This window comes from Anaeromyxobacter terrae (genome assembly GCF_022690685.1).
In the GTDB taxonomy this organism is placed as follows: Bacteria; Myxococcota; Myxococcia; order Myxococcales; family Anaeromyxobacteraceae; genus Anaeromyxobacter; species Anaeromyxobacter terrae.
The window spans coordinates 45,440-58,991 of sequence record NZ_JALCYY010000013.1 but is presented as its reverse complement, the minus strand read 5'-3'; the positions used below and the strand labels follow the sequence as shown (position 1 = coordinate 58,991).

8 protein-coding genes are annotated in these 13,552 nt (G+C 66.0%); all 8 read left to right on the top strand.

The genetic code is table 11. The annotated features are described in order from the left end of the window. Window positions 1-36: 36 nt before the first annotated feature. The 8 genes from MNY62_RS08030 (at window position 37) to MNY62_RS08000 (ending at window position 13,522) form a co-directional block, all read left to right on the top strand. Window positions 37-2,547: a helicase-related protein gene (locus MNY62_RS08030; RefSeq protein WP_242343611.1), complete on the top strand. Its 2,511-nt coding sequence runs from the start codon at window positions 37-39 to the stop codon at window positions 2,545-2,547. Window position 2,548: 1 nt separating this feature from the next. Further along, window positions 2,549-6,583 carry an Eco57I restriction-modification methylase domain-containing protein gene (locus MNY62_RS08025; RefSeq protein WP_242343610.1) on the top strand — a complete coding sequence of 1,345 codons (4,035 nt, stop codon included), beginning with the start codon at window positions 2,549-2,551 and terminating at the stop codon, window positions 6,581-6,583. Window positions 6,584-6,594: 11 nt separating this feature from the next. Next, the gene (locus MNY62_RS08020) at window positions 6,595-7,404 is read left to right on the top strand and encodes an HNH endonuclease (protein WP_242343609.1); all 810 of its coding nucleotides are present in this window, start codon (window positions 6,595-6,597) and stop codon (window positions 7,402-7,404) included. Next, window positions 7,401-8,177, top strand: a complete 777-nt coding sequence (locus MNY62_RS08015) for an HNH endonuclease (protein ID WP_242343607.1) — start codon at window positions 7,401-7,403, stop codon at window positions 8,175-8,177. Before MNY62_RS08020 ends, MNY62_RS08015 begins: the two co-directional genes overlap by 4 nt. 5 nt (window positions 8,178-8,182) lie before the next feature. Then, window positions 8,183-9,631, top strand: a complete 1,449-nt coding sequence (locus MNY62_RS08010; RefSeq protein WP_242343606.1) for an HNH endonuclease — start codon at window positions 8,183-8,185, stop codon at window positions 9,629-9,631. Window positions 9,632-9,713: 82 nt separating this feature from the next. Further along, window positions 9,714-10,166: an ASCH domain-containing protein gene (locus MNY62_RS25715; protein WP_408628958.1), complete on the top strand. Its 453-nt coding sequence runs from the start codon at window positions 9,714-9,716 to the stop codon at window positions 10,164-10,166. Window positions 10,167-10,952: 786 nt separating this feature from the next. Beyond that, window positions 10,953-13,199 carry a GmrSD restriction endonuclease domain-containing protein gene (locus tag MNY62_RS08005; RefSeq protein WP_242343605.1) on the top strand — a complete coding sequence of 749 codons (2,247 nt, stop codon included), beginning with the start codon at window positions 10,953-10,955 and terminating at the stop codon, window positions 13,197-13,199. A 53-nt stretch (window positions 13,200-13,252) separates the two neighbouring features. Then, the gene (locus tag MNY62_RS08000; protein ID WP_242343604.1) at window positions 13,253-13,522 is read left to right on the top strand and encodes a hypothetical protein; all 270 of its coding nucleotides are present in this window, start codon (window positions 13,253-13,255) and stop codon (window positions 13,520-13,522) included. The last annotated feature ends 30 nt before the right edge of the window (window positions 13,523-13,552 follow it).

The window sequence follows — 13,552 nt, the reverse complement described above, 5'->3', positions numbered from 1 at the left end:
GGCCAGATCTCGGTCGAGCCCCGCGCTTACCAGCTCGTGCCGCTGCTCATGGCGCTGAAGCTCGACCCCGTTCGCCTTCTCATCGGCGACGACGTGGGCATCGGCAAGACCATCGAAGCGGGGCTGGTGGCGCGAGAGCTCCTCGATCGCGGGGAGATCGAGCGGTTCACGGTGCTCTGTCCGCCCCACCTCGTCGACCAGTGGCTTGCGGAACTCGAGGACCGCTTCCACATCCGAGCGGTCGCCGTGACCGCCGGCACGGCGAACCGGCTCGAGCGCGACCTGCCGCAGACGGAGAGCATCTTCTCTGTCCACCGCTTCACCGTCGTGAGCCTCGACTACATCAAGAGCGATCGGCGCCGGGACGACTTCCTGCGGGCGTGCCCCGAGCTCGTCATCGTGGACGAAGCGCATACGTGCGCGGCACCCGGAGCGGGGCGGCACCAGCGCTACGAGCTGCTCAAGGGTCTGGTCGCGAGCGGCGCGGCGGCGATTGCCCGCCACCTCGTGATGCTCACCGCCACGCCGCACAGCGGCGACGAGGACGCTTTCTATCGTCTCCTCGGTCTCATCGACGCGCGGTTCGGGACGCTCAAGGACGCGAGTGGGAAGGAGCGGGAGGAACTCCGCGAGGCGCTGTCGCGCCACTTCGTTCAACGGCGCAGGCCGGACCTCGACGAGTGGAAGGAAGGGCACACCTTCCCCAAGCGCGAAACGAAGGAGCTCACCTACCAGCTGACTGGTGCCTGGGACCGCTTCTTCGAGGGCGTACTGGACTACTGCGCTGCGGTGGTGGAGGCCGCCGGCGGTGACGAGCGCCGGCGACGCCTGAACTTCTGGGGCACGCTCGCGCTGATGCGCTGCGTCGCCTCGAGCCCGGCCGCCGGAGCGCAGGCGCTCCGCAGCCGCGCCCGAGCAGGCGAAGGGGAGTTCGAAGAGGATGCTCTCGAAGAGCGGATCTTCGATGGCTCGAGCGATGTACTGGTCGAGGACGACGTAGAGCCTCCTCTCGAGATCGAGGATCGCGCGCTGGCCGGCCTGATCGACGAAGCCGAGAAGCTGGCTGGCCAGTCCGGCGATCCCAAGCTGAAGCTCCTGACCGACCACCTCGGCAAGCTCATCGACGATGGCTTCAACCCGGTCGTCTTCTGCCGGTACATCGCTACCGCGCACTACCTCGCGAAGCACCTCGAAGGGCGCTTCGGTGGCGTGAAGCTGGCCGTCGTGACGGGCGAGCTGACGTCGGACGAGCGCAAGGAGCGGGTCGAGGACATGGGCGAAGCGGAGCGGCGCCTCCTCGTTGCGACCGACTGCCTGTCAGAGGGCGTCAACCTGCAAGGTCACTTCGACGCGGTGGTTCACTACGACCTCTCCTGGAACCCCACTCGTCATGAGCAACGCGAGGGACGGGTGGACCGCTTCGGCCAGAAGAGCCCCGTCGTCCGCGCGACGCTCATTTACGGCGCGAACAACCCGGTCGACGGCGCCGTCCTCGAGGTCATCCTACGGAAGGCCGAGAAGATCCGGCAGGAGTTGGGCGTCCCGGTCCCGCTGCCGGACGAGAGCCACTCACTCACGCAGGCGTTGATGCGTGCAGTCTTCTTGCGACACAAGTCCGATCGCAAGCAGCGCGTGCTCGACTTCAGCGAGACGCCGGAGGCCAGAGCGATCGACGATCGCTGGCGCGATGCCGCCATTGTCGCAAAGGCGAACCGCACCGTCTTCGCCCAGCGCCGCCTCAGGCCCGACGACGTCCTCCCCGAGTGGCAGAAGACCCTCTCCGCGATCGGCGGAGAGGGGGACGTGGAGCGGTTCACGGGTCGTTCTCTCGCCCGCCTCGGGTCCGGGCTCGAGCCCCTCTCGTCGACGAAGCGCCGGGGCTTCAAGGCGGCGCTCGCGCCGCTCCCCGAGGACGTGCGGGAACGGTTGGAGGCGGAGGGGCTGACGGGAGCCCCGCTCGTGGACTTCGCGACCCCTCCTGCGCCGCGGTGCAGGGCCGTGCAGCGTAGCCACCCACTCGTCGCGATCCTTGCGGAGACTCTCCTAGAGCGGACGCTCGCAGACGTTCGCGACGACGCCGGGAACGGCGAGGCCCCCGATGCCGGCGTGCTGGGCCGCATCGGCTGCTGGGTCTCTAAGGACGTCTCGGAGCAGACCACCGTGGCGCTACTGCGGCTGCGCCACCAGCTGACCGCGAGGAGGGGACGGGTTTCCACCCTGCTGGTCGAGGAGGCCGCCGCTCTCGCCTGGGGCGGTGTCGAGTCCCCGCGGGTCGTCGAGGGACTGGACGCCCTCAAGCTCCTGACGCTCGCCCCGCTAAAGGACCCGCCGGCGCGGGTGGTGGAGCGCGTTCTCGCGAAGGCCGTCAATCTGCTCTCCGACCGGATCGCGGAGCTGGAAGCCTTCACGCGGCGTCGTGCCGAGGCGCTCCTCGCTGATCACAGGCGGGTCCGCGAGGCGGCGGATGCACGCGGCTCGTGGTCGGTGAAGGCGCTCCTTCCGCCCGATGTCGTAGGGGTCTACGTCCTCCTCCCGGGAGATCGCTGAGATGGCCCCCCGTCGCCGCCGCGACCGTGACGTCCAGATCGCGTTCGAGGCGCTCACCATCGAAGGTGGGCTCCTCTCGCCCGAGTGGCTCGCGCGCGTGGCACAGCTCCTGGCGGACCAGCAGGGAGAGGCGGACTATCGGATCCCGAAGGGCCTCAACGTCCGGGACGAGATCGGCCGCTACTGGCGCATCGCGCAGGCGCACTGGGCGGAGTTCGCCGCCGGGAAGGCCGCGGGCGCGGACCCGAAGGCGCTCGCGGAGCGCTTCGTGACTGCGCTCCTGCGCGAGGCATTCGGCTTTGCGTCGCTCGCCGCGACAGGATCGCTCGAGGTGGAGGGGAGGATGTACCCCCTCGGCCATGTCGCGCTTGGCGGTCGCGTGCCCGTCGTGATCGGTTCTGCGGGCTCGGGTCTGGACCGGCCCAACCCGGTGTTCGGCGACGGTGCGCGTCGACGAAGTGCTTTCGGGCTCGCCCAGGAGTACCTGAACGCCTCGGACGGCGCGATGTGGGGGATCGCCAGCGATGGGGTCACGCTCCGCGTGCTCCGTGACAACGCGAGCCTCACGCGCCCGACCTGGCTCGAGGCCGACCTCGAGCGGATCTTCACCGAGACCCGCTACGCCGACTTCGCCGCCCTGTGGCTCGTCGCACACGAAACCCGCTTCGGCAGGCACGGGACTCCGGCGGCCGAGTGTGCCCTCGAGGCGTGGCGCGCGGCCGGTCGCGAGGAGGGCACGCGTGCTCGGGAGCACCTGCGGAACGGGGTGGAGGACGCTCTTGTCGCGCTCGGGACGGGCTTCCTCGCACACCCTGGAAACGCAGGCCTACGCGAGGCGCTGCACGCCGGGAATCTGACGACACAGGCCTACTTCCAGGAACTGCTCCGCCTCGTCTACCGGATCATCTTCCTCCTGACCGTCGAGGAGCGCGGGGTGCTGCACCCCGACGGCGCGGACGAAGCCCAGCGCAAGCTCTACGCGGACGGGTACGCCCTTCGCCGAGTCCGCGATCGGTCGCTCAAGCGAAGCGCACACGATCGCTTCTCAGACCTGTGGGAGGGACTGAAGGTCGTACTGCGCGGCGTGGCTACCGGCGAGCCGCGACTCGCCCTGCCCGCACTCGGTGGCATCTTCGCCGCGCACCAGTGTCCTCACCTGGACTCCGCGAGGCTTGAGAACCGCGCCATTCTCTTGGCGCTATTCAAGCTCTCATGGCTGCGCGAGGACTCCGGGCTCTCGCGCGTGAACTGGCGCGACATGGGGCCTGAGGAGCTCGGCAGCGTCTATGAGAGCCTCCTCGAGCTAGTGCCGCGCATCGTTGGAGGAGGAAGAGGCTTCACGTTCGCTACGGGAGCCGAGACAAAGGGGAACGCTCGGAAGACGACGGGCAGCTACTATACCCCCGATTCGCTCGTGCAGGTTCTACTCGATACCGCGCTTGAACCCGTGGTGCAGCAGACCATCGCGGCAAACCCCGCGAGCCCAGCGGAGGCGCTCCTCCGCCTCGCCATCGTCGATCCAGCGTGCGGCAGCGGTCACTTCCTTCTCGCTGCTGCGCGCCGCCTCGCGGCGCAGGTGGCGCGGCTCCAAGCCGAGGGAACTCCCTTGCCCGCGGAGTACCGCCACGCGCTCCGCCAAGTCATAAGTCGGTGCGTCTTTGGTGTCGACGTGAACCCGATGGCGGTGGAACTCTGCCGCGTGAGTCTTTGGATGGAGGCCGTCGAGCCCGGGCAACCGCTCTCGTTCCTCGACTCTCACGTCCAACGCGGGAATGCGCTCCTCGGTGCGACGCCGGAGTTGATGAAGAGGGGTGTGCCCGATGCCGCCTTCGAGCCCATCGAGGGGGACGACAAGAAGACGGCGAGCCTCCTCAAGAAGAAAAACAAGGCTGCCGCAGAAGGGCAGCGAGCGTTTGATCTGTCGAAAGCGCCGGTTGGCGAGCGGGAGTCCGCTGAGGTAGCCAAAGCAGTTGCCGCGCTCGACGAGGCTCCCGATGCGGATCTAGCAGCCGTGGCTAGCAAGGAAGCTCGCTGGGAAGATCTTCGCGCCTCCGCTGCCTACCGGCACCAACGGCTTGTGGCCGATGCTTGGTGCGCGGCATTTGTTTGGCCCAAGCCACCTCTAGAACCAAAGAAGCCCTCCCCGATTGTGGAGGCAGCACCGACGAACGAGTTGTGGAGGCAGATTCGTGATGGAAGGGGTCAGCCGCCGCTCACCGAGAAGTCGGTGCAAGACCTATCGAGCCAGTACCGATTCTTTCACTGGCACCTTGCGTTCCCTCAAATCTTTGCGCGGGGAGGATTCGACGTCGTTATTGGAAACCCACCGTGGGAGCGGGTGAAGCTTCAGGAACAGGAGTTCTTCGCCTCGCGCAGCCCCGAGATCGCGGATGCTCCCAATGCTGCGTCCCGCAAGAAGCTCATAAGCGCCCTGCCCAGGATCGACCCCGCCCTGTGGAGCGACTGGAAGGCGGCGAGCCGGGAGGCCGAAGGTCAAAGCCACCTGGCTCGCAACTCAGGCCGGTTCCCGCTGTGCGGGAAGGGAGACGTGAACACGTACACGCTCTTTGCCGAGCATAACCGGACCATTCTCGGACCGTCGGGGCGCGCCGGCTTCATTGTGCCGACTGGAATCGCAACGGACGATACAACAAAAGAATACTTCTGTGCGCTGGTCGACGCCGATCAACTGCGTTCTATCTACGACTTTGAGAACAAAGACGGCATCTTCGTCGACGTGGCAAGGCAGACGAAGTTCTCACTGCTCACTATCGGATCGGGTCGGGAGCGGGCCGACTTACTCTTCTTTGCGTACCAGGTGGCTGATCTCAGTAATCCGCTACGGCACTTCTCGCTTGCGGCAGCCGACTTTCGCGTCGTCAATCCCAACACGAGGACTTGTCCTACCTTCCGATCAGGGCGCGACGCGAACATCAACTTAGCGCTGTATCGGAGGGTAGGTGTCCTTTGGCGCGAACAAGATCCGCTCGGCAATCCGTGGGCACTTCGGTTCATGACCATGTTTCACATGGCGAATGACTCGGAACTATTCCGTTCTCGAGCGGATTTAGAGTCAAGCGGGTGTGCGCGTGACGGGAGCGGATACGTCGGGAACGGGACTCGCTACCTGCCGCTGATCGAAGGGAAGATGCTGCACCACTTCGATCACAGGTATGGCGACTACGCGGATCGCCCCGCGGAGAAGGAGGGGACGGATACACGCGCTCTTCCAGACGTGCCACTCACGAAGCTCACCGATCCCTACTACTCTCCATCGCCGCGATACTGGGTCGCAGCGGAGGACGTGTCAGCGCGTCTCGGGCAGTCGAAGGCATCCGGGTGGCTGCTGGGCTGGCGAGACGTGTCCAAGAGCTACAACGAGAGGACCGTCGTTGCTTCGGTGCTCCCGTGTGCGGCCGTAGGGCATAAGTTTCCTTTGATGATGTCCAGTGCGGACCCCCGGCTCGTTGCAGCGCTGTACGCGAATCTCTGTGCGCTTCCGTTCGACTACACGGCGCGCCAGAAGGTCGGTGGGACCTCCCTTACCTATTTCATACTGAAACAGCTTCCTGTACTGCGACCGGAAGCGTACACCGAGCCAGCGGCTTGGGGAGCGGGCCTGACAGTCGCTGAGTGGCTGCGCCCTCACGTCCTTGAGCTCACATACACAGCGTGGGACCTGGAGGGCTTTGCGAACGATCTGGGCTATGGCGGCCCCCCTTTCCGCTGGGATCCCGATCGGCGCTTCGCGCTTCGCTGCGAGCTCGACGCGGCCTTCTTCCATCTTTACGGCATCTCCCACGAGGACGCCGAGTACATCCTCGACACTTTCCCTATCGTACGGAAGAACGATGAGAAGGCCTACGGGGAGTACCGCACCAAGCGCGTGATCCTGGAGGTGTACGCCGCAATGGCGGACGCTATCCGTACCCGCCGCCCGTACCGAACGCGGCTCGACCCGTCTCCGGCGGATCCTCGTGTCGCGCACCCGCCTCGTGAGGAGACGGGCCGCAAGGCGGCACGACGCAAGAACTGATAGGGGGGGAGATGCTGCGGGTTCTGGTCGGAGAGAACACTGCGAAGAATGCCCTACAGCGGGCGGCACGCCGCGGCAAGCCGATTGGCTGGATCGTGCCGAAAGACGCACAACCGGGGAACGATGCAGTCTTCCTCTTCAATAGATCGCAGTTCACCGCGACTGGTGTCATCGAGGACGAGCCCACGCGCGGCCTGTTTGGCAACCGTCCTGCATTCAGGTCGTTGGTCGGAGAACTGAAGCTGCTGCAGCGCCCACTTGAGCTCGAGGACGTCCGGCGCAGCATCCCGGAATGGGCGTGGCTTCGGTATCCGCGGAGCTACGCCACTCCTCCCGCCGAGATCGCGAGCCGCCTGAATGCCCTGCTCCGGGAAGCGGACCGGTGCTCCCCAACGCGGGGACGAAACGTCCGTGCCCGCAAGCTGACGCGTCCCACGCTCGATGCCATCGTGGATGAGCAGGTCGGCGACCTTCAGCTCGCGCCGGAAGGGCGGAAGGTGCTGCGGACGCACGTGGCAACCGAGCGCAACGCGGCGAACCGCCAAAGGCTCCTGCAGGTTCGCGCGGCTGTCGGAGCGCTCCGCTGCGATGCGTGCGGCATCGACGTCGGCGCTCGGTACGGCGATTCGCACGCCGAGGTCCTCGAGGTGCACCACCGCATCCCGCTCAGCAAGGGGCCGCAGGTGCCCAAGGGGACGGACGCCTTCGCGCTGCTCTGCGCGACGTGCCATCGCGTCGTGCACCATGGCCGGGAGATTCCCATGGCTATCGAGGAGCTCCGCCGGATCCTACAGAAGGGTAGGCGAGGAGCCGCGACGTGAGCCTGGCTCCCCTGACGGCCACACGGCTCGAGAAGGCTGCGGCGGACAACGGGTTCGACCGTCCGCGAGGCGCGCATGGCGACTGGCTCGCGTTCGGAAGCAATCACGCGCCGCTTCGCGTGTGGCTCGGCGTCGCCAAGGCCGGCCAGCCCGTCGTCGCGCTCTCCCGGATGGACGTGGACCGCGCGCTTGGCGCGCTCGGCACGACGACTACTGTCGGGCTGCCCCCCGGGGCTGCGGCTGCGCGGATGACGCCAGGCTTCGACGTCCTGCACGAGTTGTTGCGCCGGGCATACCAGCTCGCGCGCACCCTGCCGGACGAGCTCCTGCACGTCTTTGAGGAAAAGACGAAGGCGCTCCCGCGCGCCACCGAAGCCGAGCGGCTTGTCGTCCAGCGGGTAGGCCAGGACGTCTTCCGCGCCGGGCTGATGGAGTACTGGGAGGGCCGGTGCGCCGTGACCGGCCTGACCGTCCCCGAGCTACTCCGCGCGAGCCACATCAAGCCGTGGGCGGCGTGCGGCACGGACGCCGAGCGGCTCGACGTCTACAACGGGCTCCTGCTCGCACCGCACCTCGATGCCGCCTTCGACGCCGGCTTCATCACTGTCGCGGATGACGGCGAGATCCTGGTCTCCCCGCACTTGTCCGTTCCCGATCGAAGATGGCTCGGGCTCGACGCTCGCTTGCGGGTCGGGCGTCTCGCGCCGGAGCACCGGACGTACCTGACTTGGCATCGACTCAAGGAGTTCCGCCGAGCGGAGGCGAACCGATGAGACACGTGGCCGTCTACTACGGCCCATTCGAGGAGAACTTCCACCTGCTGAAGCCCAGCATGTCGACGTACCGGCTGAAGAACGGGAGGACGGGGCAGGTCATGCCGGCGACGGCCGACGGCATCGTGTTTGCCTACATGCAGGATCCCGACGCGGTCGCGCCGCCCGGAAGCCGCGGCGTCTTCATGGGCGTCATGGCGGGCGACGTACCGTTGAAGGTCCCCGTGCCGATCCAGGACGATGGCGTTCACCTGGGATTCGACTCGCGGGGCAAGGCAAAGTGGTTCGGACCAAACCCAACCGAGATCCAGCAGGACGAGGCCGCGAGGCGGCTCCTGCTCGAGATGGCCGAAAGGAATCCCTGGTCGAAAAAAGCCCTGCTCGCGCTCTGGGACCGCGCGGTTGAACGGCTCGGTGGCGCGGACGAGCGCCAGCGGGGGGGAAGTGCCGCGGGCATCGCGCGCGAAGACGATCAGGCTGAAATTTCTCGGGAGAGCGACCGGGACGCTGCGGCGCGCTGGGCCGCACTGTTCCCCGACGCCGGGATTCGGCGAGACGCCGCGCGGATGCTCTCCCGGTCCATCCTGTCGGCGAACGCGCTCGGGGGGACCTGCTGGACCGTCACGTTCGCGCCGAGCTTCGTCCGGCTCAACGTGGGGATGCCGTACGCGCTGACGCTCGCGCCGGACGGGTGCCAGATCATCGTTAGGAGCGAGGACGGGCTGCCCGGCGCGCTCAAGAGCGCTGGTCTCGCCGTCCAGGAAGGCCAAGTCTTCGGGAGCGCGCCTGGAACGCTCGCGCTCAGGTTCCCTCTGGGCTCGCTCGCGGAGGTCCACGGACGAGCGTGGAGGAGCCACGTGGCTGCGATGGAGATCGCAGCGCAGCGGCAGCCGGTTACCCCGCACGTCGGGTACTCGCCGGAGTTGATTGAGTACCTGAGGGTGCTGGGGTTCGAGGTGCCGCATTCCCTGTGTCCTGGGGCTGTCTCGGTGCGGGAGGCGGCGCCCCCGGCTTCCGAGGCCGCCTCGCAGGCCGCACCAGAGATCGAGCCGTTCGATCCCAAAGACCTACCCGACGGGCGCCGAACGGTGATGGCGGCGATCGTCCGTCGGCAGGGACAAGGCCCGTTCCGCGACTCACTGCTGTGCGCATACGGCTCGACGTGCGCGATCACGGGCTGTGACGTGCCGGAGGTCCTCGAGGCCGCTCACATCGTGCCCTTCCGCGGCGAGGAGACCAATCACGTCCAGAACGGTCTACTTCTCAGGGCTGACCTGCACACGCTCTTTGACCTGCGACTTCTCGAGCTCGACACCGAATGGCGCGTCCGGCTGGACCGAAGCCTGCGCCACACGCCGTACTGGGAATACGAGGGGAAGGCGATCGCGCTTCCCACGAACGAGGCTTCGCGGCCATCGCTAGACGCTCTGGCCCACCGCCGGGACATGATGTGATGCGGAGGCGGGGGATCTCACCGCGGAAGGCTGGTAAGGTCGCCTGGCCGTTCCTGTTCGCTTCCAGGAAGGACAACTGCCGATGAGTCCGCATGCGCGCTCGAAGAGGAGGGGCGCAATTCAGGAACGAGCGGCGATCTCACGCGGACTCATCATCCTCCCCGGGCCGCTCGACAAGATCCTGGCCGGCACGAAGACGCTGGAGATTCGGTCTCGCGCCACTGCCGTTCGCGGACCCGTGGCGTTGATCGAGAGCGGGTCCGGTACCATCGTAGGTACCTGCACGATCACCGGATGTGTCGGCCCGCTGACGCGCGCGGACTGCCAGCGCAACGCTCGCCGAGCGGGGTTCTCACGCGGAACTGCTCCGGCGCCCGGCTCGTATGCATGGATCGTCAGCAGCGCCCGGAGGCTGCGCGCGCCGGTGGCGTATCGGCATCCGCGCGGCGCGATTATCTGGGTCCGACTTACGCCGGCCGTGACGCGGTTGCTTCCGCGACGTCGCGCGGTGCACATCGAGCGCGTGCGTTCATGACCGCTCGCGAAAGGCTCCACCGGAACCCAGGATGTTTGCCGCACCGCTGAACACTGACGAGGAGATAGCCAGATGACGGCGGTCACCAAGATTTCGCCGGTTCGGAGTTACTCGGGCGTGTGGACGTCCCCTCGGGCCCGAAGCCTCGGCCCGGTCCTCGACTCATGGAACACGCTCATCGGCAAGTACTGTCAGACGCAGCCAAATGATCTTCCGTACTGGTACAACGAGCGTGCGACCCTGAGCATGGTAGCGGCTGCCGCCTGGGCCAGCGGTGGGATCGCGCTCGAGGAGTACTCGTCACCGAAGCGGGCGGGGCCGAGAGGCGACGTCGGGAACGGGCGAGCGGACCTGTGGATCCGCGTGGGCTCGCTCGAACTGGGACTCGAGGCGAAGCAGGCGTGGCCTACCATCGTCGGCGCGCAGCGGCAGGATTGCGTCAGAGGAGCAATGGCCGAGGCCGTACGTGATGCTCGATGTCTGCCCTACAGCGCTGCACCACAGCGCGCTGGGGTTGTGTTCGCCGTGCCGGACGTTGCTCCGAAGCACTTCGACGCTTTCGCCGCTCTAGAAGTTGTTCATCAGATCCGGAAGACACCTCACGACTTCGCCGCGTGGTGGTTCTCGCCGCCACCGTGGCCACGCTCGCCGATCACCTCGTACCGCTACCCCGGTGTCGTGCTTCTTGGACGATTCGTAAGTCGCAGACGAGCGTGAGCCCCTCCTGCGGCACCCCACTTGTGCCCGAACCACTGACGAACCAGATGCGCTGTACACGGTGACAACATGAGCAAGACTCTCTTCACGGAAGTCCGATACGACCTCGAGGCGCTCGTGAAGTTCATCGAGCTCGGGGAACTCGCGCTGCCCGATCTCCAGCGACCTTTCGTCTGGTCAAATGCGAAGGTCCGCGACCTGTTCGATTCGATGTACCGCGGGTACCCGGTGGGCTACCTGCTGTTCTGGCAAAACGCGCTTGCCACCGACGCGAAGGCGATCGGCACGGAGGGCAAACAGAAGCCCGCGCGCCTTCTCATCGTCGACGGGCAACAGCGGCTCACATCGCTGTACGCGGTGCTGCGTGGCGTGCCAGTCGTGCGAGAGGACTACACGCCTGAGAAGATCGAGATCGCGTTCAATCCGCTGACCCAGGAGTTCCAGGTCGGAGACGCGGCGACCCGAAAAGACAAGACGGTCCTACCGGACATCTCCGTTCTCTGGAGCAACCACCTAAGCCTCTTTGACTTGGTCAAGACGTACTTCCAGAGCATCGCGACTGTGCGTCAGCTCGATGACGGCGAACGGCAGCGAGTAGAGCAGGCGATACAGCGCCTGTATTCGCTGCGAGCATACCCGTTCACCGCGCTCGAGCTCGCCTCCACGGTGGAGGACGACCAGGTCGCCGAAGTGTTCGTGCGCATCAACAGTCAGGGCAAGTCGCTCGTCCAGTCGGACTTCATCCTCACGCTAATGAGCGTCTACTGGGACGAAGGGCGCACTCAGCTCGAGCAGTTCTGTCGCGACGCGAAGGCTCCCAAGGCGAAGTCACCTCACAACCACTTCATCAAGCCGTCGCCGGATCAGCTTCTGCGAATCGCAGTTGGGCTCGGGTTCCAGCGCGCCCGGCTGAAGCACGTGTACTCCCTTCTGAGAGGGAAGGACCTCGACACCGGTGCGGTGACCGCTGAGCGGCGCGCGGAGCAGTTCGAGACGTTCAAGGGTGCGCAGGCGGAGACGCTCGACCTGGCACACTGGCACGGCTTCTTCAACGCGATCCGGCAGGCCGGCTATCGAAACGACTCGATGGTGAGTTCGGAGACGGCCCTGGTCTACAGCTACGTGCTGTACCTGCTCGGCCGTTCGAAGTTCAAGGTCGACGAGGGTAGCCTCCGGAAGCTGATCGCGCAGTGGTTCTTCATGAGCAGCCTCACGGCGCGCTACAGCAGCTCTCCCGAGTCCACGATGGAGTTCGACCTCGCGAGACTGCGCGGGGTGAAAGACGCAGATGGGTTCGTGAAGACGCTTCAGGCCGCCTGCGACGAGGAGCTGACCGGCGATTTCTGGTCGATCACGCTGCCCGGCAAGCTAGCAACGTCCGCTGCGCGCAGCCCGGCGCTGTTCGCCTATTACGCGGCGCTGGTGTTGCTCGATGCGCGCGTCCTCTTCTCGAAACAGACGGTCTCCGACTTGCTCGACCCGTCGGTGAGCGGCCCGAGGAACGCCATCGAGAAGCACCACCTCTTCCCCAAGGGGCACCTCGCCTCAGTCGGAATCGCATCGGCGCGGGATACGAACCAGATCGCGAACTACGCCCTGGTGGAGTGGGGTGACAACGCGAAGATTTCGAAGGACGCGCCGGCGAAGTACCTCCCCGCCCTTTCGAAGGGGCTCGCCGCCCAGGAACTGCTGGACATGCACCGCTGGCATGCCCTGCCGGACGGGTGGGCGGCGATGCAGTACTCAGAGTTTCTCGAGAAGCGCCGGGAGATCATGGCGCGGGTCATCCGGGATGGCTACGCGCGACTCGTCGGTGCGCACGAGCACGCGAAGCCGAAGGTTCTCGATGTTCCGGCTCTCGTGAAGGGTGGCGAGGGCGTCACGACGGAGTTCAAGTCGACGCTCCGCACCAACCTCCACACGCGGAAGCCTGATCCCAAGATGGAGTTCACCGTTCTGCGCACGATCGCCGGGTTCCTGAACGCAGCGTCGGGAGGGACGCTCGTCATCGGCGTCGCCGACGACGGGGCCCCTGTCGGCGTGGAGGAAGACGGGTTCGAGTCAGAGGACAAGATGCTCCTTCACTTCGACAATCTTCTTAAGGACCGCATCGGTGGCCAGTTCACGCTGTACATCCATCCGCACTTCACCAGCTACGAGGACAAGCGCGTCCTCGTGATTGATGCGAAGCCAGCGGGGTCTCCGGCGTTCCTGAAGGAGGGCGACAATCAGCGCTTCTTCGTGCGAGCGGGAGCGTCCACGGCGGAACTGTCGGGGCACCAGATGCAGCAGTTCATCCAGCAACGATTCAAGTGACTGGAGCGCAGGCATAGGGAGGACCCGTGAGCCACTGCCTTAGACCGGCGCTGATGGCCGCAATGTTCGTGCTTGGTGCTGGAGCCGCGGTCAGCACGTTGGCCGACGACTTCGCGCCGTCACATCACTGCAGAAAGCCCTACAAGCCGTACCGCTTCAGCTCTGAAAGTGAGCTCGAGTCCTTCAAGGACGAAGTGGAGCGATACGGAGAGTGCATCAAGGAGTTCGTCAGCGAGCAGAAGGAGGCGGCCCGAACTCACCAGGAGGCCGGGAGTGAAGCGATCGACGAGTGGAACTCGTTCGTGCGGCTAGAGCTGCGGTGACGGAGACGGCACAAGCAACGACCAGCTGAA